At 61.3% G+C, this 19,877-nt stretch carries 19 protein-coding genes; 9 read left to right on the top strand and 10 right to left on the bottom strand.

What is annotated here, in order from left to right; genetic code table 11:
- Window positions 1-39 precede the first annotated feature (39 nt).
- Window positions 40-339, top strand: a complete 300-nt coding sequence (locus M2497_RS12405) for a helix-turn-helix domain-containing protein (RefSeq protein WP_058427156.1) — start codon at window positions 40-42, stop codon at window positions 337-339.
- Between the two features lie 16 nt (window positions 340-355).
- Here the strand turns inward: M2497_RS12405 and M2497_RS12400 are convergent, their stop codons facing one another.
- Window positions 356-1,381, bottom strand: coding sequence for a sensor domain-containing diguanylate cyclase (locus tag M2497_RS12400; protein WP_248487754.1), 1,026 nt, complete (start codon window positions 1,379-1,381; stop codon window positions 356-358).
- Window positions 1,382-1,407: 26 nt separating this feature from the next.
- A complete protein-coding gene (locus M2497_RS12395; RefSeq protein WP_248487753.1) occupies window positions 1,408-2,271 on the bottom strand; it encodes a hypothetical protein in 864 nt (287 codons plus the stop codon).
- A gap of 404 nt (window positions 2,272-2,675) precedes the next feature.
- Between M2497_RS12395 and M2497_RS12390 the strand changes: the two genes are divergently transcribed.
- The 3 genes from M2497_RS12390 (at window position 2,676) to M2497_RS12380 (ending at window position 5,932) form a co-directional block, all read left to right on the top strand.
- A complete protein-coding gene (locus M2497_RS12390; RefSeq protein WP_248487752.1) occupies window positions 2,676-2,867 on the top strand; it encodes a hypothetical protein in 192 nt (63 codons plus the stop codon).
- An 87-nt stretch (window positions 2,868-2,954) separates the two neighbouring features.
- Entirely contained in the window at window positions 2,955-3,845 is an 891-nt protein-coding gene (locus M2497_RS12385; protein WP_058426992.1) for a bestrophin family ion channel, read from the top strand.
- A 143-nt stretch (window positions 3,846-3,988) separates the two neighbouring features.
- Window positions 3,989-5,932 carry a methyl-accepting chemotaxis protein gene (locus M2497_RS12380; protein WP_248487751.1) on the top strand — a complete coding sequence of 648 codons (1,944 nt, stop codon included), beginning with the start codon at window positions 3,989-3,991 and terminating at the stop codon, window positions 5,930-5,932.
- On the opposite strand, the gene M2497_RS12375 is transcribed toward M2497_RS12380, so the two are convergent.
- Both M2497_RS12375 and M2497_RS12370 read right to left on the bottom strand, forming a co-directional pair.
- Window positions 5,870-7,201: a dicarboxylate/amino acid:cation symporter gene (locus M2497_RS12375; protein WP_248487750.1), complete on the bottom strand. Its 1,332-nt coding sequence runs from the start codon at window positions 7,199-7,201 to the stop codon at window positions 5,870-5,872. The genes M2497_RS12380 and M2497_RS12375 overlap by 63 nt on opposite strands.
- Before the next feature lie 92 nt (window positions 7,202-7,293).
- Window positions 7,294-8,349, bottom strand: a complete 1,056-nt coding sequence (locus M2497_RS12370) for a tartrate dehydrogenase (RefSeq protein WP_248487749.1) — start codon at window positions 8,347-8,349, stop codon at window positions 7,294-7,296.
- A gap of 139 nt (window positions 8,350-8,488) precedes the next feature.
- Here M2497_RS12370 and M2497_RS12365 point away from each other — a divergent pair, with 139 nt between their 5' ends.
- Both M2497_RS12365 and M2497_RS12360 read left to right on the top strand, forming a co-directional pair.
- Window positions 8,489-9,409 carry a LysR family transcriptional regulator gene (locus M2497_RS12365; protein ID WP_248487748.1) on the top strand — a complete coding sequence of 307 codons (921 nt, stop codon included), beginning with the start codon at window positions 8,489-8,491 and terminating at the stop codon, window positions 9,407-9,409.
- Window positions 9,410-9,476: 67 nt separating this feature from the next.
- Window positions 9,477-10,298 (top strand): DeoR/GlpR family DNA-binding transcription regulator, encoded by an 822-nt coding sequence (locus tag M2497_RS12360; RefSeq protein WP_058426997.1) that lies wholly within the window; start codon window positions 9,477-9,479, stop codon window positions 10,296-10,298.
- 12 nt (window positions 10,299-10,310) lie between these two features.
- Here the strand turns inward: M2497_RS12360 and M2497_RS12355 are convergent, their stop codons facing one another.
- From M2497_RS12355 to ltnD, 6 genes are all read right to left on the bottom strand, one after another.
- Window positions 10,311-11,390 (bottom strand): alpha/beta fold hydrolase, encoded by a 1,080-nt coding sequence (locus tag M2497_RS12355; protein ID WP_248487747.1) that lies wholly within the window; start codon window positions 11,388-11,390, stop codon window positions 10,311-10,313.
- Between the two features lie 72 nt (window positions 11,391-11,462).
- On the bottom strand, window positions 11,463-12,245 hold the full coding sequence (otnI, locus tag M2497_RS12350; protein ID WP_248487746.1) for a 2-oxo-tetronate isomerase: 783 nt from the start codon (window positions 12,243-12,245) through the stop codon (window positions 11,463-11,465).
- Window positions 12,246-12,260: 15 nt separating this feature from the next.
- Window positions 12,261-13,721 carry an SLC13 family permease gene (locus M2497_RS12345; RefSeq protein WP_248487745.1) on the bottom strand — a complete coding sequence of 487 codons (1,461 nt, stop codon included), beginning with the start codon at window positions 13,719-13,721 and terminating at the stop codon, window positions 12,261-12,263.
- Between the two features lie 98 nt (window positions 13,722-13,819).
- A complete protein-coding gene (locus M2497_RS12340) occupies window positions 13,820-14,464 on the bottom strand; it encodes an aldolase (RefSeq protein WP_248487744.1) in 645 nt (214 codons plus the stop codon).
- Window positions 14,461-15,753, bottom strand: a complete 1,293-nt coding sequence (otnK, locus tag M2497_RS12335) for a 3-oxo-tetronate kinase (protein WP_248487743.1) — start codon at window positions 15,751-15,753, stop codon at window positions 14,461-14,463. Before otnK ends, M2497_RS12340 begins: the two co-directional genes overlap by 4 nt.
- Before the next feature lie 10 nt (window positions 15,754-15,763).
- Complete coding sequence (gene ltnD / locus M2497_RS12330; protein WP_282579056.1) at window positions 15,764-16,753, bottom strand: L-threonate dehydrogenase; 990 nt, start codon at window positions 16,751-16,753, stop codon at window positions 15,764-15,766.
- 171 nt (window positions 16,754-16,924) lie between these two features.
- Here ltnD and M2497_RS12325 point away from each other — a divergent pair, with 171 nt between their 5' ends.
- From M2497_RS12325 to M2497_RS12315, 3 genes are read left to right on the top strand one after another with little or no spacing between them, the layout of a single operon-like run.
- Entirely contained in the window at window positions 16,925-17,515 is a 591-nt protein-coding gene (locus M2497_RS12325; RefSeq protein ID WP_058427004.1) for an amino acid synthesis family protein, read from the top strand.
- Between the two features lie 45 nt (window positions 17,516-17,560).
- Window positions 17,561-18,394, top strand: a complete 834-nt coding sequence (locus M2497_RS12320) for an alpha/beta fold hydrolase (RefSeq protein WP_248487742.1) — start codon at window positions 17,561-17,563, stop codon at window positions 18,392-18,394.
- Window positions 18,391-19,872, top strand: coding sequence for an aldehyde dehydrogenase (locus M2497_RS12315; RefSeq protein ID WP_248487741.1), 1,482 nt, complete (start codon window positions 18,391-18,393; stop codon window positions 19,870-19,872). Before M2497_RS12320 ends, M2497_RS12315 begins: the two co-directional genes overlap by 4 nt.
- Window positions 19,873-19,877 lie beyond the last annotated feature (5 nt).

Genomic DNA, 19,877 nt, shown 5'->3' with positions numbered 1-19,877 from the left:
TATGGTATTCAACGATAGCCCCCTGTTATGATTCGTTTCATGCGAGCCTTCAAACACCCTCCCCTGCAAGACCTGACCCTTGAGCGCGTGCTGTACGCCCTGAGTGATCCGGTGCGCCTGGAAATCGTGCGCTGCCTGGCCGGCGTACCCGAGGCCACGTGCGGCGAACTAGACGGCGGGCGGCCCAAGTCGAGCATGTCCCATCACTTTCGGGTGTTGCGCGATGCCGGGTTGGTGCAAACCCGCAGCGTGGGCACCACTCATCTGAATGCGTTGCGTGCTGAAGATCTTGAAGGCCGCTTTCCCGGTTTGCTTGCGAGCATTCTGGCCCAGCACTGAGGCCCGTCTTTGCGTTTCACCGGGAAGCAGCCACCGGCTCGCCATCCAGATACACACAGTCCTTGCCATTGCGCTTGGCGGCATACAGGTTGCGGTCGGCGCACTTGAGTACCGCTGACATATCGGCGCCCGCCGAGAAATGCGTCATGCCGGCACTGCACGTGTAGTGATGGGGTGGCGGGACACTGCCGCGAATCGCTTGCAGCAGGCGCGCGGCAAAATCCGTGGCCGCCCAAGGGTCATCCCCCACCAGCAAGACACCGAACTCCTCGCCCCCGATCCGGCCAAAGCTGTCGCTGCCAGGGGTGGCTTTCAGGCAATGAGCCATCGCGCAGAGAATCTTGTCGCCGACATCATGGCCAAACTGGTCATTTTTCAGCTTGAAGCTATCAATATCCATCATCATGAAGTAGCCGCCTTGACCGTCGGCGATCACCTTGGCGAAACGTTCGATAAAGGCCCGTCGGTTCAGGATGGAGGTCAAGTAATCCGTTTCTGCCAGTTCCCGGAACTCACTCTCGACCAGCAACACAGAACGCAGGTTCTTCACGTAGGAATAATTCAAGATGAAGCCGATCGACACCGACGCCAGGCAGAACATCACCAGGTAAACCTCCACCCCGGCATACATCGACACATGAATGGCTGGCCACATCATCGACCAGACCAGTGCAGCGCTTATCAAGAAATCCTCGACGGCAATAAAGAGCAAGGCACTGCTCACTACCAGAATCAGCGCCAGTGGCAAAGCGAATACCTGCAACGCCTGGTGCGTATGTATCACCAGCGCAAAACCGCCGGACAACACCGCGATGTAGACCACACCGAACGCCCGCCAGGCCAAGAAGTTGACCAGCCGCCGGTGAAATCGACACAGCGCCGTCAAACAAATGGTAATGAGCACCGTGTACCAGCCAAATTGCATCACCGGATCCACCAACAGCACCCACCACCAGGCAATCAGGCCGATCCATTCAGCCTGTGCGACAGCGGGCGACAATAACCTCTGCATCCGTGGCCTGAGCTTTAAGTTAGCCGGCATCTCAACACTCCCTGCGCATAAGTTGCCTATCCTTTGCTGGCCTGGCCCAATTCAATACTGTGCAGGGTGATTGCAAATGAATACGCCATAAAACGACGCACCAACTTTACGAAGGGCGGCAACACTTCCAACTGTGTCTTGGAGTGCACTCTAAAGCAGCCCTTTTCAACACCCTCCTGGACCAAACGAATGACATGGGTCTTGGACACGGAAAGTTGTGTCGCCAATGAAAGATAAGAAGACGCCCTGAAACTTGCACCCTGATTGTCCAAGGAACACGCATCGTTATAAATCGCCAACATCAGCATATGTCCAGCATCGCGATTAACCAGCCAGTCACATTCCGGCAGCAATACATCGATGGTCAGCTTATTTGAAAGAAGGGTGGCAAAACCTTTGAAATAAAGTGCCAGGAACGCTTGGTCGTCCAATGCACTCATCCGCTGGACCATCGCCTCACCGGGGCACATCGGCCCCAGCGGCTGCACCACGGAATTGAGCATCGACCTGACTTCATGGCAAGCCTGCGGCGATGGGCTGAACACCCGAAAACGACTGTCGTCAGGGTGGCCAGCGACCTTCATGAACCCCAGGGCCCTGAACAGCAGGAAGATCGACTCCAGGCTGTTCCTGGAACAGAAACCGCGTGCCAGGCAGAACGCTTTCACGTCGGACAACAACGGCGCCGGCTTGGAGAAATATTCACTCAGCAACGTGAAGGACACCATCAAACGGTTGAACTTCAGCGCTGTCTTGTAAAAAAACGGTCGTTTTGAATAGGGACCAAGCAGAATGGCGTAGTGCGCGCGGATACTGCACTCAAATTCCCGGTGACGTTCCAACGCCTGCGCGGAATGATCCAAAGCCAACTTCAACGAACTGACGCACATGAGAAAGAGCCCTGATCAACCTACTGGATTTCACTGATCGATGGCGCAGTACTGCTGCAACCAGGTCTCACAACTACTCACGTCGTAAACACCACCAGTGATGGCGTTTTGCCTTGAACGCAATGTATCGCGATTAACCCGACAGACATCATCGCTACCAAAATTGTTCCAAAAAGTGCTGCCCTCCTTGAAACCGGCCTGCCGATTTACGTTTTGCAACAATCATCCAATGCGCGTAAGACTGACTACCAAATAAGGTCCCTCGGCATTTCAAAGAAATGTTGTACGGTCGCAGCGCTATTGAAACAGCGCATTCATACACGCCGGCTTATTCATCATTAAATGCGCCAGTGCTTGGCTGTTTTCCACTCATTCAATACCGACTTGTTACGCTAGGACTTGTTATGAACTGTTCAATCGACTTGTTCGCCGATGCCATCGAATCCAAAGCTCACGAAATCCTGAAAAACGCCCACCAACTGGAACAGCACGGCCATGATCGACTGGCCCGCAATGTCATCGAGCAAGCACGCACGCTCCTCACTGCACTGGAAGAACTGCGACGACTCTCACGGGAGCCGGTGTGCACCACTTAAACGATTCAGGCCATGGGGCGAACCTTTCACCGCGACCCGCGTCCGAGCTTAAGCACTGTTGCTTACCGTTCGCCGCGAGGTCCCCATTTGAAAGCCGCCATCCTCAAAAAGTACCGCCTGATCATCAAGACCATGGGCTACGTGGGCTGGGCGCTGTTCTGGCTGTTGCTGTGGGACGTCGCCGTCACCGTGGACTTCATGTTGTTTCTCACCTACAAGATCAATCTGCCGCTGATGCCCCTGACCCTGCTGGGTTCGGCGCTGGTGGTGCTGATCAGTTTCCGTAACAGCAGTGCCTACAACCGCTGGTGGGAAGCCCGCACCCTGTGGGGCGCAATGGTCAACAATTCGCGCAGTTTTGCGCGCCAGGTGCTGACCCTGCTGGACGACCCCGACGGCGAAGTGAACCCGGTCAAGGCCACCCTGCTGCGTCGCCATGTGGCCTATGTGAATTGCCTGGCCGCGCACCTCAAGGGCCAACCGTGCCCCGAAGAAGTCCGTGCGTTTATCCCCGGCGATGAGTTTGCGCGCAACGGCGCCACCAACAACTTTGCCAACGATATTCTCACCGGCTCGGCGGCGTTGCTGGCCAGGGAGTACAAGGCCGGTCACCTGGACAGCATCCGCCTGGCGCGGCTGGAGTCGACCCTGGTGGACTTGTCCAACGCCCAGGGCGGCATGGAACGGATCGCCAACACCCCGCTGCCCTACCCTTACGTGTACTTCCCCCGGCTGTTTATCTCGCTGTTCTGCCTGATCGTACCGGTGGGCCTGGTGGAGTCGCTGGGTTGGTTTACCCCGCTGGCCTCGACGGTGGTGGGCTTCATGCTGCTGGCCATCGAGCGCATCGGCACCGACCTGCAAAGCCCGTTCAACTCCAGCGAACACCAGATCCAGATGGACACCATCTGCGAAACCATCGAGAAAAACCTGCAGTCGATGCAGCGTGATGCGCTGGGCGGCGAACGCATCGGTTAAACCTTCCCTCGGCCCTAAAGTGCGTGCCCGCGCAGTCGATATACAGGGGGTACGCATGGCCACACCCCCTAAAAACAACACATGCGACGCTCGACGCTACTGTTTTCTCCTTGCCAAAATTATAAATACCCGCGGGTGAAGTCATGAATATCAAGCAAAAGCTGACCTGGGCATTTGCCGCCATCGCGTGCGTGCCGGTTATCCTGGTGGCCGTGCTGGTCGTGTTGAATCTGCGCGAGGGGGCCCAGGCCAATTTCCTCGACAGCAGTGGCCGTGAGATCCGCCAGATCGACAATGGCATGAAGCAGTTCTTCGAGGGCATCAGCCAGAACGTCGACTATGTGGCCAAGGACCCGCGCGTTGTCGCGGCCAAGGACCTCAAGAGCTACGCCGGCGCCGACGCCGCACAGATCCCCCTCACCCCCACCAACACCGCGCTGCTGGAGATTTTCGACCAGTTCGCCAAGAGCCATCCGAGCACCGCCTACCTGTCCCTGGGCCTCGCCGACGGCGGCTACGCCAGCTGGCCCGACGACACCAAGCTGAACAACTACGACCCACGCGTACGCCCGTGGTACCAGGCGGCCATCGCCGCGCCGGGTAAAACCGTGCGCACTGGCGCCTACTATTGGGCGCCGGACGACGTGACGCTGATCGGCACCGTGCACACCGTCACCGACGCCGCCGGCAAGATCCTCGGCGTGGTCGGCCTGGACGTCTCGCTCAAGCAGCTCACCGAACTGGTGCGCAACATCAAGCTCGGCGACAGCGGCTACCTGATGCTGGTGGAAGGCAACGGCAACGTGCTGGTAGACCCCAGCGACGCCAAGCACAACTTCAAGCCCCTGGCCGACCTGGGCCCCAACTACGCCGAACTGGCCAAGCGCGGCGACGGCGTGAGCCAGATTGACATCGATGGCGTGGCCTACATGGCCAACATGGTCAGCTCCAAAGACCTCGGCTGGCGCTTTATCGGCCTGATCAAGCGCGACGAAGTGATGGCCGGCGCGACCCGCCTTACCTGGTTGATCGCTGCGATTGCCGCCGCGCTGGCCGTAGTCTTCGCGATTGTCGGCGCCAGTTTCGCCAGCGTGATCGTACGTCCGATTCGCGGCGTGGCCGACGGCCTGCAAGAGATCGCCGAAGGTGAAGGCGACCTGACCCGCCAGCTCAAGGTGCAAGGCAAGGACGAAACCGCCAGCCTGGCCGGCTGGTTCAACCAGTTCCTGAGCATGATTGCCCAGTTGGTGCAGCGCATCGGCAATGCCTCGTCCGACCTGCAAACCGCCGCCGCCGACACCAGCGAAGTCGCCCACAACATGAACCAGGCCGCCGGCCGCCAACGTGAAGCGGTGGAACTGGTGAGCACCGCGTTCAACGAAATGGTGGCCACCGCCAACGAAGTCGCCCGCTCCTGCAGCGCCGCCGCCACCAGTGCCGATGAAGGCTACCGCGATGTGCACGACGGCCAGCAGCACATCGGCGAAGCCACCGGCAGCGTGCTCCAGCTCAGCGAAGACCTGCAACGCTCGACCCAGACCATGCAGCAGCTGGAGCAGGACAGCAAAAACATCAACACCATCCTCGACACCATCCGCTCGATTGCCGAACAGACCAACCTGCTGGCGCTCAACGCCGCCATCGAGGCCGCCCGCGCCGGTGACCAGGGCCGCGGCTTTGCGGTAGTCGCCGACGAAGTTCGCGCCCTCGCCCGCCGCACCGCCGACTCCACCGGCGAGATCGACAGCCTGCTCGGCAACCTCGCCCGTCGCACCCAGGAAGTGACCCAGCAGATGCAAGGCAGCCTGCTGGTGTCGCACACCAGCGTGGAACGCATCCAGCAGGCCCGCGACAGCTTCGACAAGATCCGTGGCTCGGTGGACTCGATCCGCGACCAGAACACCCAGATCGCCACCGCCGCCGAAGAACAGCACCAGGTGGCCGAAGAGATCAACCGGCACATCGCGCAAATCCATGCCGATGCGCAACTGGTCGAAGGGTTTGCCCATTCGGCGCAGACCGGGTCAGGTCGGTTGACGGATATTTCCGGGCAGCTCAAGGGGCTGGTGGGGCGATTCAAGTTCTGAATGTGCACCTGGGCTCTCGACTTCACCGTCGAGGGCCTTGCGCATTTTCACCGTATCCAACGCCCCCACCCACTTGGCGATCGCCATGGTGCCCACGCCATTGCCGATGGTGTTGGTGATCGCCCGCGCTTCCGACATAAAACGGTCTACCCCCAATAGCAGCACCATGCCCGCCACCGGAATAGTGCCCAGTGACGACAGCGTTGCCGCCAGGATAATAAAGCCTGAGCCGGTCACTCCCGCCGAGCCCTTTGAGGTGAACATCAACACCGCCAGCACAATCAACTGATCAGTTAGGTTCAACGGTGTGTTGGTGGCCTGGGCGATGAAAATCGCGGCGATGGTGTAGTAGATCGCCTGGCCGTCGGGGTTGAAGGTCAGGCCCGAGGGGATGATCATGCCGGCCACCGGTTTGGACACCCCGGCCCTCTCCATCTTGGCAATCATTTGCGGCAATACCGACTCCGACGAGCTGGTGCCGAGCACGGTGAACAGCTCTTCCTTGATGAACTTGAGAAACTTCCACAAACTGAAGCCGCTGTAGCGGCAAATCGGCCCCAGCACGAAGATCACAAACACCGCGCACGTCAGGTAGACACAGGCCATCAGCTTGCCGAGGGAAAACAACGAACCGAAGCCGTACTTGCCGATGGTGAACGCGATGGCGCCAAACGCACCGATAGGCGCCAGGCGCATGACCATGTTGACAATACGAAACATGCCCTGCATGAGGCTGTCCAGCGTGTCCACGAACGGTTTGCCGCGCGGCCCCACAGCAGCCAGCGCAACGCCCAGCAGGATAGAAAACAGCAGGATTTGCAGCACATTGCCCTTGGCAAACGCATCCACCAGGGTGTCGGGAATGATGTTCATGACAAAGTCCATGAACGAGGCGTGCTTGACCGCCGTGGTGTAGGTGGCAAGGCTTGAGGTGTCGAGGGTGGCCACATCGATGTTCATGCCGGCGCCGGGCTTGAACACATCCACCACCACCAGCCCGACCACCAGGGCCAGGGTGGATACCACTTCGAAGTAGATCAACGCGCGAAAACCCACGCGGCCCAGCTCTTTCATGTTCTCCATCTTGGCAATGCCGGTGACCACCGTAAGGAAGATCACCGGTGCCAGGAGCATCTTGATCAGTTTGATAAATGCATCGCCCAATGGCTTGAGCGCGGTCCCGGTGTCGGGCACAAGCACCCCGACAATCGCACCGAGGATGACCGCGATGAGGACTTGCACATAGAGTTTGCCAAATATTCTTTTCATGACAGGGCCCTGATTCTTATTGTTGTCAGGAAATGCCAGGGGGGCGGACGTGACCGCCGGCCCTTGGCGTTGTGCCGCAGTACTCCCGTGAATCAGCGGTTGATCAGCTCGATGACGGCATCGGTGATCTGGCGGGTGCTGGCAGTGCCACCCAGGTCAGGGGTGTGCAGGCCGCTTTCGGTGACCGCCTCGATGGCTGACATCAATTGCCGGGCGGCGCCTGGCTCGCCCAGGTGTTCGAGCATCATGGCGGCGGTCCAGAATGTCGCGATGGGGTTGGCCACGCCTTTACCGGTGATGTCGAACGCCGAACCATGGATCGGCTCGAACATCGACGGGAACCGGCGCGAAGGGTTGAGGTTGGCCGTGGGCGCAATACCCAGGCTGCCGGACAGTGCGGCGGCGAGGTCGGAAAGAATGTCAGCATGCAGGTTGGTGGCCACAATCACATCCAGGGTCGAAGGTTTGAGCACCATGCGCGTGGTCACGGCGTCGACCAGTTCCTTGTCGATTTTCACATCCGGGAAGTCCTTGGCCACTTCGTAGAAAATCTCATCCCACAGCACCATGCCGTGACGCTGGGCATTGGACTTGGTGACCAGGGTCAGATGCTTGCGGGGGCGACTGCGGGCCAGGTCGAAGGCAAAACGATGAATACGCTCCACACCGGCACGGGTGAACACCGACACTTCAGTGGCCACCTCTTCGGGCAAGCCGCGATGCACCCGCCCGCCGTTGCCGGAGTACTCGCCTTCGGAGTTTTCCCGTACCACCACCCAATCAATCTGGTCGCCGTTGTGCAACGGGCTTTTCACCCCCGGCAACACCCGCGCCGGACGCACGTTGGCGTACTGGTCGAAGCCTTGGCAGATCGGCAGGCGCAGGCCCCACAGGGAGATGTGGTCCGGCACGTTCAAGGCCCCCACTGCACCGAAGAAAATTGCGTCGAAGGTCTTCAGCTCTTCCAGCCCCCCCTCAGGGATGTAGTAGCCGTTTTTCAGGTAGTTATCGGAGTTCCACTCGAAATGCTTGAAGTTCATTGCAAAACCGGCTTTGTTCGCGAGACTTTGCAGGACTTCAACGCCCGCGGCGATCACTTCCACGCCGATACCGTCTCCTGGAATTGCCGCAATGTTGTATGCACTCATCATTCACTCCACTTCGTCACGTTTGTTGTTGTGTCCCGCCGCAGCCAGGCTGTCCAAGCGGGGGGTGATCGGAGTATATGTAGCGATCAAAGCAGCATGATCGACTCGAAATCACTACATAAATAACCTTGAGTTACGAATGAGCCAAACCCTGGATTTGTCGTTTTTCTACCTGCTCGCCAACAAAGGCAGCTTGGTCGCCACCGCGCGCGAACTGGGGGTGACTCCGCCGGCAGTGAGCAAACGCCTGACGGCACTGGAGGCGCGCCTGGGCATTCGCCTGGTCAACCGCACTACCCGCTCGATGAGCCTGACTTCCGAAGGTGAGCTGTATTTCACCCATGCGGCGCGCATCCTCACCCAGATCGACGAACTGGAGCAGGTGCTCAGCAGCAGTCGCGCCACGCCCAAGGGCCTGATTCGGGTGAATGCCTCGCTGGGGTTCGGCCGCCGTTATATCGGCCCGGCCCTGGCAGCGTTTTTTGCGCAGTACCCGGAGGTCGAAATCCAGCTGGAAATCAGCGATCACCCGCTGGACTTGACGACCCACGGTTTCGACCTCGGCATCCGCTTCGGCAGCCTGCCGGACGCGGCGTTCCATGCACGCAAGATCGCCTCCAACCGCCGCCTGCTGTGCGCTTCGCCGCTGTACCTGGACAAATACGGCACACCCGAAAAGCTCGCCGACCTGCACCAGCACAACTGCATCTTCATCCGTCAGAACGAATCGCCGTATGGCGTGTGGTCGTTCACCCACGGCGGGCATACGGACAACATCAAAGTGCACGGCGCCCTGGGCTGCAACGACGGCGAGGTAGCGCTGAACTGGGCACTGGAGGGCTACGGGATTCTACTGCGCGCCGAATGGGACATCGCTCGCTACGTGCGCAGCGGGCGCCTGCGCCTGGTACTGGAGGACCAGACCCCCACTCGCGCCGATGTGTACGCGGTATACCCGCAACAACTGCACCTGTCGGCACGGGTGCGCAGCCTGATTGACTTTCTGATCGAACGCTTCAAGCACCTGGACACAGTCGATGACGCACTGATGACTGACTGAAGTGCATCACCTCGGAACGCATATTCGCTACTATGTGCCCCAGCCCCCAGACCGACCCGGAGCCTCAATGCCAACCCCCAAGGACACTGCCCCCGACAGCAGCACGCCGATGATTCCCGAGCAGCGTCGCGAGCAAATCCTGCGTCAGTTGCGCAAGCATCAGGTGATGAGCGTGCACCAGTTGATGGAGATGTTCGACTGCTCGCACATGACCGTACGCCGTGACATTGCACTGCTGGAACAGGAAGGCCGGGCGTACTCCGTCACCGGGGGCGTCAGGATCGCCAGCCAGTTGCACAGCGAGCCGAGCCATCAATCCAAAGCCGTAGTGGAATTGCCACAAAAGCAGGCGATGGCACGACTGGCAGCACGTTTGCTGCACGCGGACATGACGGTGTACCTGGATGCCGGCACCAGCACCCTGGAGATCGTCCCCTATATCAAGGCGCTTTCGGGGATGACGGTGGTCACCAACGATTTCGGGATCGTGCAGGCCCTGATGGATGCGCCCCAGGTCACGGTGATCCACACCGGTGGCCAACTGGACCATGACAATCACTCTTGCGTCGGCGGGCTGGCGGTGGCGACTTTGCGCCAGGTGGTCACGGATATCGCTTTTGTGTCCACCAGTTCCTGGGACCTGCACCGTGGCATCACCACCCCCTCGGCGCTGAAGGTCGAGGTCAAGCAAGTGGCGATGCAATCAGCTGCTCAAGTAGTACTGGTGGCCAGCAGTTCCAAGTACGGCACCTTCAGCATGTACCGCATCGCCGGGCTGGAGCCGTTCGATGTGATCATCAGCGACGACGCCCTGGCCCCGGCGGCCGCTGACGGTATCCGCAAGCGCGGCATCGAACTGATGCTGCCGGGCGATCCAACGCCGGCGTGACCCGACGGCGTGTTAACGCGCCTGGCGTACCTGCTCGGTGTGTTGCATGAACGCCGCCAACTCCCGGGTGTAGAACTTCGCCATCGCCGTAGTGCCATGGCCGCGCGTCTCAGCGCTGGCCGGGATCAGCAGCAAACGCGCGTCCTTGATGTGTTTCAGGGACGCCTCCAGAGTGCCGGTTTCGGGCGGATTGCGCTCGTCATCCGCCGAATTGATCGCCAGTACCGGGGCCTGGATATTGCCCAGCCCGGGGGCAGCGTTGTAATCGGCAGACGATTGCCATTGGTAGATAAAGTCGTTGGCGTCAACCGTTTGCGCAGCGTTGAGGCGCTCGTCCACCAGCTTGTCGGCCAGCGCTCTGCTCGGCGCAGCCGCCTGGTAAGCCAGGGTGCCGCCACTGGTGCCTACACTGAATAGCGCATTGGCCAGACGTAACGAAGGCGGCTGCTGGGTGTAATTGCCGCTATTCCACGCAGGGTCCTGCCTGATCGACTCCACCAGCAGCCGACGCATCATCCAGTTGCGTGATGACATCTGTGTGGGCTGCGATGCCATGGGCACCAGACCATCCATCATCTGAGGCCAGGTCTGGCCCCACATCCAAGTCTGCATGCCGCCCATGGAATTACCGATGACCAGGCGCAGGTGCTTGACCCCCAGGCCCTCGGTCACCAGTCGATACTGCGCCTGGACCATATCGGCATAGTTGTAGGCGGGAAACGTGGCGCGCAGCCCATCCGACGGTTTCGTCGACTGGCCGACCCCTATGCCATCGGTGGAAATAATGTAGTACTTGCTGGCGTCCAGCGGCTGGCCAGGCCCGAACAACTCGCCGCCGAAATCCTTGCCCAGCACGTCGCTGCCAGGTCGATACGTGCCGTGCAGATACAGGACCGCCGGGTGAGCCGGATCGCCCAGCGTCAGGTAATGCAATTTCAGGTTGGTCAGCTTTTCACCCGTGTGAAAAGTGAACTCGGGCGCGACCCAATCGCCCTCCGTCGCCGATGGCAATGGTGCAGCGCAGAGCATCGAAGGTACACAAGACAACGCAAACAGCCAGCCTGGAGCGGGCCGGGCGGTGAAGTGCTGCATAGGGGAACTCCCGTTATTTTTGTTTTTATGGTGAAGCCCCCTGCTTACCGGTTATGCAGGGGATGTTTCGGATCAGCGGGCCTTCCAGTCCCGCAACCATTGCAGGCCAGCCGAGGTATCGGCTTTGGGACGGTATTCGCAGCCGACCCAGCCGGTGTAGCCCAACTGGTCCATCAGCTCGAACAGGAACCCATAGTTCAGCTCACCCAGGTCCGGCTCGTGGCGGTCGGGCACTCCGGCAATCTGGATATGACCGATGCCGTCGACGTCACGACGCAGCTTGGTCGCCACATCGCCTTCGACAATCTGACAGTGATAGCAGTCGAACTGCACCTTGAGGTTGCTTGCGCCGACTTCACGACAGATCGCCTGGGCCTGGTCCTGGCGATTGAGAAAGAAGCCCGGTATGTCACGGGGGTTGATCGGCTCCACCAACACCGTCACGCCAACCTCGGCCGCCGCAGCGCTTGCATAGGCCAGGTTCTCCAGGTACACGGCGTGATGGCGTTCGCGCAGGCTTGGCGACGGCAACAGCCCCGCCATCACATGCACACGGGTATTGCCCAGCACCGCGGCGTATTCCAGGGCACGGTCGAAGCCGCTGCGAAACTCGGCCTCGCGCCCCGGCAAGGTGGCAATGCCTCGCTCACCCGCCGCCCAGTCACCCGGCGGTGCATTGAACAACACTTGGACCAGACCGTTATCACTCAAGCGCTGCTTGAGGGTGGCGGCGCTGTAATCGTAGGGGAACAGGTATTCCACGGCATCAAAACCATCGGCTTTCGCCGCAGCGAAGCGCTCGAGGAAATCATATTGCGGGTACAGCATGCTCAGGTTGGCAGCAAAACGAGGCATGTAAGCTCCTAGAAATCAGACAAATGGCCAGATCAGCAGGGTCATCAGGAACCCCAGGGTGCCGAGCAACGTGGTGATGACTGTCCAGGTACGCAGACCGTCTGCCACATTCAGCCCGGCCAGCTTGGTGAAGATCCAATAGCCTGCATCGTTGATATGGGACATCGCCAGCCCGCCACCGCCCATGGCCAGGCACAGCAGCGCCATATGGTTAGGCGTGAGGTTGAGGGTGGCAATCAGCGGGCTGATGATTCCTGCGGTAGTCACCAGGGCCACGGTCGTAGAACCCTGCACCGCGCGCAGCAGCATGGTCAACAGGAAGCCCAGGGCCAGCACCGGCAGACCGGTGGTGCGCAACATATCGGACACGACTGCGCCGATCCCGGTGTCCACCAACACTTTACCGAACACCCCGCCAGCGCCGGCGATCAGGATCACCATGGCCACGCCCGGCAAGGCGGAGCCGATGACATCCGACACCTGGCTGCGGCTCCAGCCCCGACGCGAGCCCAGCAGCCAGGCACACAGCAAGGTGTCGATCAACAGCGCCACCAATGGTGCGCCAAGCACGGTCATCACTGCGCGCAACGTCGACTCTATCGGAAGCAACGATGTGGCCAGGGTGCCCAGTAGAATCAACACAATCGGCAGCAGGATCAGGCTGACGATCAGCCCGAAACCCGGCGCAGGCGCCGCAGGCAACTTGGCGGCGATGGCACTGGTGGACTCCTCCAGGCCCATGTGGGATTCGGCCACGGCGTTCTGTTGCGCGGCCTGGTTGCTGCCGCTGGTCCAGGCCCGCAAGTCTTCATTGGTCACATGGGGGCCATAGACTTCGGCGCGAATGTCATCGGTCATCGGATAAAAGCGGCGAGTCATGCGCCCCGCCACGCGGTAGCCGACGTAACACAGCAACGCGGTGATCGGCAGGCCGAACATCAGCACCCGGCCCAGGTCCGCACCCAGTTGGCTGGCCGCAGCCACCGCACCCGGATGAGGCGGCAGGAACGCATGTACCGTGAGCAGTGCCGCACACATCGGCAACGCAAACACCAGCAGCGGCTTGCGTGCCCGGCGTGCTACACCGTAGGCCAGCGGCATCAGGATAATCACCCCGACTTCAAAGAACACCGGCACGCCGATGATGAATCCGGCAATGGTCAAAGCCAGCGGCGTACGGCTGTTGCCGAAGCGCTCGATCAGCGACTTGGCCAAGGCTTCGGCGCCGCCGGACAGCTCGATGATCCGCCCGATCATCGCGCCCAAGGCAATGATGATCGCGATATGACCAAGGGTCTTGCCCATGCCACCTTCAATCGTCGCCACCAGATCAGCCGGTTTCACCCCGGCCACCAGCGCCACCACAATACTGACCAGCATCAGTGCGACAAAGGGCTGGAATTTGTACTTGAGGACCAGAAACAGCAGCAGCGCGATACCCGCGCCGGCGGTCAACATCAAAATCAGTGGGCTCATTCGGGAATGTCCTGTTGTTATTGTTTTTTGGTGCAAGCCGCCCCCCGTCACGATCCGCAGGCGGGTCTCGCGGGAGGCTTGCAATATCGATCTACGGCTTACCAGTGCGCGCCGAACGTCTCGCGTAATTCATCCAAGGCGGCCCGACTCAGCGGCTCGGGCCGGGGGTTGCTCATCAGCCAGAGCCTGGCGGTTTCTTCCAACTCTTCCAGGGCGTAACTGGCCTTGGCCACCGAGCTTTCCCAGACCACCGGCCCCAGTCGTTCAAGCATCACCCCACGCACGCTGTTGGCCAGTTGCGCCACTTGCTCGGCGACGGTGGGCGAGCCCGGACGCTGGTAGTCGATCAAAGGAATGTGCCCGACCTTCATCACTTGATAGGGCGTGAGCGGCGGCAGAATAGCGTCTGGCCGCCACACCCCGGCCAGGGTCAACGCCACCAGGTAGGTCGAATGGGTATGCACCACCCCGCCCACCGAGGGATTGCGGTCATACACCTGACGGTGCAGGGCCAGGGTCTTCGAAGGTTTGTCCCCGGACACCCACTCGCCTTCCAGGTTGACCTTGGCAATCGCCCCAGGTGCAAGACGCCCCAGACAGACGTCGGTAGGCGTAATCAACCAGCCATCATCCAGGCGCGCACTGATATTGCCGGCGCTGCCGACGGTATAGCCACGTTGATACAGGCTATGGCCGACATCGCAGATCTCTTCGCGCAGGGCCTGTTCGTCGATGCCAGTCATTGGGCACCTCCTGCCAGGTGCACAAGGGCCTTGGCAAAGAACTCGCGCCCCCCGAAGTTGCCCGATTTCAGTGCCAGTGCCAGCGGTTCGGCGGAACTGCTGAGCGTGGCCGGCACACCGGGGTCGATCTGTGCACCAATCTGCAACAGGCTGACGCCGAGGGCCTTGACCACCGCACCGGAGGTTTCCCCTCCGGCGACTACAAAGCGTCGCACTCCCTGCTCACGCAGGCCGGCAGCGAGCTCGCCCAATGCGTTCTCTACCAGGGTGCCGGCACGTTCGACGCCCAGTTGTTGCTGCACCGCCTTGACCTCGGCCGGGGTGCTGGTGGCGTAGATCAATACGGTGTGCGCACTGTTGCGAGCAAAGGCCAGCGCCCGCGCCACCACCGGTTCACCGGCGGCCAGGGCGATGGGATCGATGCGTAATGCCGGGCGGCCCGCCTCGCACCAGGCTGCAACTTGTCCAAGGGTCGCCACCGACGCACTACCGGCCAGCACCACCTCGCCCCCCCTGACCGTGGGCAATGCATTCACATCAAAATCGCGCAATTTACCCGCGCGGCGGAAATTGCCCGGCAGGCCCAGGGCCAGGCCCGAGCCGCCAGTGAGCAGCGGCAAGTCGGCGCAGGCGCTGCCCAGGGTATAGAGGTCCTGGTCCGACAGCGCATCGGCGATGGCAATGCCCACGCCTTGCTCGCGCAGTTCGGCGATCCTGGTGCGTGTCGCGTCCACACCGGCGGCGACCGCGTCGTACCGCAGGAGCCCAACCGGCAATGCAGTCTGGTTTTGCAGCACCCGCACCAGATTAGCGTCGCACATGGGTGTCAGCGGGTGATGCTGCATACCCGATTCATTGAGCAACTGGTCCTGCACGAACAAGTGGCCACGGAAAATCGTGCGACCGTTTTCCGGGAACGCCGGGCAGGCCAGGGTGAAATCAGCATCGAGCGCCTTGAGCAAGGCCTCACTGACCTGGCCTATATTGCCGGCGGCGGTAGAGTCGAACGTTGAGCAATACTTGAAGAAAATCTGTTCGCAGCCCTGCGCGCGCAGCCATTCCAGTGCGGCCAGGGATTCCTCGACAGCGTCTGCGGCCGGCGTGGTGCGCGACTTGAGGGCGATGACAATGGCATCTGCATCCAGGCCGTCTGCAACTTCTCGGCTGGGGATGCCAATGCTCTGCACCGTGCGCATGCCGCCGCGCACCAACATGTTGGCCAGGTCGGTGGCACCGGTGAAATCGTCGGCAATGCAACCCAGCAACGGGCGTGTGGTGTGGTCAGTCATAAAATGTTCCTTACACCGGTTCGGGCTTGGCAGTCGGCAACTCGATACCGGGGAAAATCTTGATCACCGCCGAGTCGTCCTCGCGGCCAAAACCGGCGCTGGAGGCCTGCATGAACATCTGGTGCGCAGTGGCCGACAGCGGCAGTGGGAACTTGCTGGCACGGGCGGTATCCAGCACCAGGCCGAGGTCCTTGACGAAAATATCCACCGCCGACAGTGGCGTGTAGTCGGCCTTGAGGATGTGCGGCACACGATTTTCGAACATCCAGGAATTGCCGGCGCTGTGGGTAATCACCTCGTACAAGGCATCGGCATCCACCCCTTCACGCAGGCCCAGGGCCATGGCCTCGGCGGACGCCGCGATATGCACGCCGGCAAGCAATTGGTTGATGATCTTGACCTTGGAGCCGAGTCCATGGACGTCGCCCAGGCGATAAACCTTGCCGGCCATGCCCGCCAGCACCGCATCGGCCTTGGCATAGGCGGCCTGTGGGCCTGAGGTCATCATGGTCATCTCACCGGCGGCGGCCTTGGCCGCACCGCCGGAAATCGGCGCATCCAGGTACAGCAGCCCGTGTTCGCCCAGCCGCCGGCCGAGGTCCACGGCGTAGGTCGGGGCCACGGTGGCGCAACCGATCACCAGGCTCGCAGGGCGCAGCGCCGCCACAGCACCGCCCGTACCAAACAGCACAGTCTCGGTCTGCTCGGCGTTGACCACCACGGTGATGATCACATCACAGGCCTCGGCCATCTGCGCCGGTGACGAGCACGCCACTCCGCCTTCCCCGGCGAACTGCCGGGTGACTGCCTCACGTACATCACAGGCATGCACACTGAAGCCAGCGCGCAACAGCGAGCGGGCAATGCCCAGCCCCATCGCGCCCAAACCGATCACACCGACATTCTTATTATTCATAGGTACTCCAGGGGAAAACGGCGGCTGACACCACACCGGCGAGCCGCATTGGAATTGGGACCGATCATCCACCAATGAACGGATTATGTGAAGTATTTTTTCAATCTAACATTTTTTAACATTGCTTCGAAAAGACCTTCATACACCACCCTCTATCGCCTCACCCCACGCAAACTCATTCGCGATGCTTGTGCTTTACGTATTATGGTATACCATCATACGCAAACCACTCCCCCACACCTGATGGAGCCGCTCATGAGTTTCGAAATCCGCAAAATCGTCAGCTACACAGAAGAAACCTTCATCGAAGGCGGCAAGGCCGCTGATACCCCCGTGACCATGGTCGGTCTGGCCGTAGTATTGAAAAACCCATGGCTGGGCCGTGGTTTCGTCGAAGACCTCAAGCCGGAAATCCGTGCCAACTGCTCCGACCTCGGGGCGCTGATGGTCGAGCGCCTGGTGGGCATCATTGGCGGCGCCGACAAGATCGAAGCCTATGGCAAGGCTGCCGTGGTCGGTGCCGATGGCGAGATCGAGCACGCCAGCGCGATCATCCACACCCTGCGCTTCGGCAATCACTACCGTGAAGCGGTCAAAGCCAAGAGCTACCTGAGCTTCACCAACAAGCGCGGCGGCCCGGGCACTTCCATCCAGGTCCCGATGATGCACAAGGATGACGAAGGCCTGCGCTCGCACTACATCACCCTGGAAATGCGCATCGAAGATGCCCCGCGTGCCGACGAAATCGTCGTGGTACTGGGTTGCGCCGATGGCGGCCGCCTGCACCCACGCATCGGCAACCGTTACATCGACCTGGAAGAACTGGCTGCCGAAAAGGCTCAGTAAGCCAGGCCGGCACCCCCAATAAGAAAAGGCATGCAGGAGCGCTCCATGATTCGGCTCACCGCTGAACGCACCCCGGCTGGCACCAGTTATCTGGCGACCGGCCAAGGCCAGCCTGTGGTTTTGATCCACGGCGTGGGCCTGAATAAAGAAATGTGGGGCGGGCAAGTCGTTGGCCTGGCCACGCACTACCGCGTGATCACCTACGACATGCTCGGCCACGGCGCCAGCCCGCGCCCGGCCTCCGGCACGCCGTTGCTGGGGTATGCCGACCAGCTGCTGGAACTGCTCGACCATCTGCAAGTGCCCCAGGCCACGGTAATCGGTTTTTCCATGGGCGGTCTGGTCGCACGGGCGTTTGCCCTGCACTACCCCGAACGCCTCAAGGGCCTGGTGGTGCTCAACAGTGTGTTCAACCGCAGCCCGGAACAGCGCGCCGGCGTGATCGCGCGCACCGCCCAGGCCGCCGAACACGGGCCGGACGCCAACGCCGAGGCGGCGCTGTCACGCTGGTTCAGCCGCGAGTACCAGGCGGCCAACCCGGCGCAGATCGCGGCCTTGCGCGAAACCCTGGCGGGCAATGATCCCCAGGGTTACCTCACCACGTATGAGCTGTTTGCCACCCAGGACATGTACCGCGCCGACGACCTCAAGACGCTGCGCGCCCCCACCCTGGTTGCCACCGGCGAACTCGACCCCGGTTCGACGCCGGAGATGGCGCGCCAACTGGCCGATCGCATCCCCGGCGCCACCGTTGCGGTGCTGGCCGAACAACGGCATATGATGCCGGTAGAATCGCCGCGCCTGGTCAACCAGTTGCTGCTGGGTTTTCTAGAGACCGTGTACGCCCAAAACAATCCAATAAAGGGGATCGTTGCATGACACTCGCACGCTTCCAGATGTGCATCGGCGGTGAATGGGTCGATGCCCTGTCCGGCAAGACTTTCGACAGCCTCAACCCGGCCCTGGCCGAACCCTGGGCGCAACTGCCTGACGCCGACGAAGCGGATGTGGAGCGCGCCGTACAGGCCGCGCAAACCGCCTTCGACAGCCCGGCCTGGCGCGGCCTCACCGCCACCGCACGGGGCAAACTGCTGCGCCGCCTGGGCGATCTGATCGCCGAGAACAAGGAACAACTGGCCCAGCTGGAAAGCCGCGACAACGGCAAGTTGATCCGCGAAACCCGTGGCCAGGTCAGCTACCTGCCCGAGTTTTTCCACTACACCGCAGGCCTGGCCGACAAGCTCGAAGGCGGCACCCTGCCGCTGGACAAGCCGGACCTGTTCGCCTACACCGTGCACGAAGCCATGGGCGTGGTCGCCGCGATCATTCCGTGGAACAGCCCGCTGTACCTGACTGCGATCAAACTCGCGCCGGCACTGGCGGCGGGCAATACCATCGTGATCAAACCGTCGGAACACGCTTCGGCGACCATCCTCGAACTGGCACGCCTGGCCCTCGAAGCCGGCATCCCGGCGGGTGTGGTCAACGTGGTCACCGGCTACGGCCCGAGCACCGGCGCCGCCCTCACCCGCCACCCGCTGGTGCGCAAGATCGCCTTCACCGGCGGCGCGGCCACGGCGCGCCATGTGGTGCGCAGCAGCGCGGAGAACTTCGCCAAGCTGTCCCTGGAACTGGGCGGCAAGTCGCCGAACATCATCTTTGCCGATGCGGACCTGGACAGCGCCATCAACGGCGCGATTGCCGGCATTTATGCCGCGTCCGGGCAGAGTTGCGTATCGGGTTCACGCCTGTTGGTGCAGGACGACATCTACGACGAATTCGTCGAGCGCCTGGTGGCACGTGCCCAGCGCATCCGCATCGGCAACCCGCAGGATGACGCCAGCGAAATGGGGCCCATGGCCACCGCGCAGCAACTGGCCGTGGTCGAAGGCCTGGTGGCGGACGCAATTGCCGAAGGCGCGCGCCTGCGCACCGGCGGCAAGCGCCCACAGGGCCTGGGCGATGGCTGGTTCTACGAGCCGACGCTGTTCGAATGCGACCGCAATTCGATGAAGATCATGCAGGAAGAAGTGTTCGGCCCGGTCGCCTCGGTGATCCGCTTCAAGGATGAAGCCGAAGCGCTGGCCATTGCCAACGACTCGCAGTTCGGCCTCGCCGCCGGCATCTGGACCCGCGACCTCGGCCGCGCCCATCGCCTGGCCCGGGACGTGCGCTCGGGGATCATCTGGGTCAACACCTACCGTGCCGTGTCCGCGATGGCGCCGATCGGCGGCTTCAAGAACAGCGGCTACGGACGCGAGAGCGGCATAGATTCGGTACTGGCCTACACCGAGCTGAAAACCGTGTGGATCAACCTGTCCCAGGCGCCCATGCCTGATCCTTTTGTGATGCGCTAAGAGAC

The sequence above is a fragment of the Pseudomonas sp. CYM-20-01 genome, from assembly GCF_023169845.1.
In the GTDB taxonomy this organism is placed as follows: domain Bacteria; phylum Pseudomonadota; class Gammaproteobacteria; order Pseudomonadales; family Pseudomonadaceae; genus Aquipseudomonas; species Aquipseudomonas azotoformans.
This window is presented reverse-complemented; position numbering and strand designations above follow the sequence as displayed.

Bases quoted from the DNA above. Each gene is read 5' to 3' on its own strand.
- M2497_RS12390 (WP_248487752.1), top strand. From the start codon at position 2,676: ATGAACTGTTCAATCGACTTGTTCGCCGATGCCATCGAATCCAAAGCT.
- M2497_RS12405 (WP_058427156.1), top strand. From the start codon at position 40: ATGCGAGCCTTCAAACACCCTCCCCTGCAAGACCTGACCCTTGAGCGC.
- M2497_RS12345 (WP_248487745.1), bottom strand. From the start codon at position 13,721: ATGAGCCCACTGATTTTGATGTTGACCGCCGGCGCGGGTATCGCGCTG.
- M2497_RS12370 (WP_248487749.1), bottom strand. From the start codon at position 8,349: ATGAGTGCATACAACATTGCGGCAATTCCAGGAGACGGTATCGGCGTG.
- M2497_RS12375 (WP_248487750.1), bottom strand. From the start codon at position 7,201: ATGAAAAGAATATTTGGCAAACTCTATGTGCAAGTCCTCATCGCGGTC.
- otnI (WP_248487746.1), bottom strand. From the start codon at position 12,245: ATGCCTCGTTTTGCTGCCAACCTGAGCATGCTGTACCCGCAATATGAT.
- M2497_RS12380 (WP_248487751.1), top strand. From the start codon at position 3,989: ATGAATATCAAGCAAAAGCTGACCTGGGCATTTGCCGCCATCGCGTGC.
- M2497_RS12400 (WP_248487754.1), bottom strand. From the start codon at position 1,381: ATGCCGGCTAACTTAAAGCTCAGGCCACGGATGCAGAGGTTATTGTCG.
- otnK (WP_248487743.1), bottom strand. From the start codon at position 15,753: ATGACTGACCACACCACACGCCCGTTGCTGGGTTGCATTGCCGACGAT.
- M2497_RS12320 (WP_248487742.1), top strand. From the start codon at position 17,561: ATGATTCGGCTCACCGCTGAACGCACCCCGGCTGGCACCAGTTATCTG.
- M2497_RS12360 (WP_058426997.1), top strand. From the start codon at position 9,477: ATGCCAACCCCCAAGGACACTGCCCCCGACAGCAGCACGCCGATGATT.
- M2497_RS12355 (WP_248487747.1), bottom strand. From the start codon at position 11,390: ATGCAGCACTTCACCGCCCGGCCCGCTCCAGGCTGGCTGTTTGCGTTG.
- M2497_RS12395 (WP_248487753.1), bottom strand. From the start codon at position 2,271: ATGTGCGTCAGTTCGTTGAAGTTGGCTTTGGATCATTCCGCGCAGGCG.
- M2497_RS12340 (WP_248487744.1), bottom strand. From the start codon at position 14,464: ATGACTGGCATCGACGAACAGGCCCTGCGCGAAGAGATCTGCGATGTC.
- M2497_RS12365 (WP_248487748.1), top strand. From the start codon at position 8,489: ATGAGCCAAACCCTGGATTTGTCGTTTTTCTACCTGCTCGCCAACAAA.
- M2497_RS12315 (WP_248487741.1), top strand. From the start codon at position 18,391: ATGACACTCGCACGCTTCCAGATGTGCATCGGCGGTGAATGGGTCGAT.
- M2497_RS12325 (WP_058427004.1), top strand. From the start codon at position 16,925: ATGAGTTTCGAAATCCGCAAAATCGTCAGCTACACAGAAGAAACCTTC.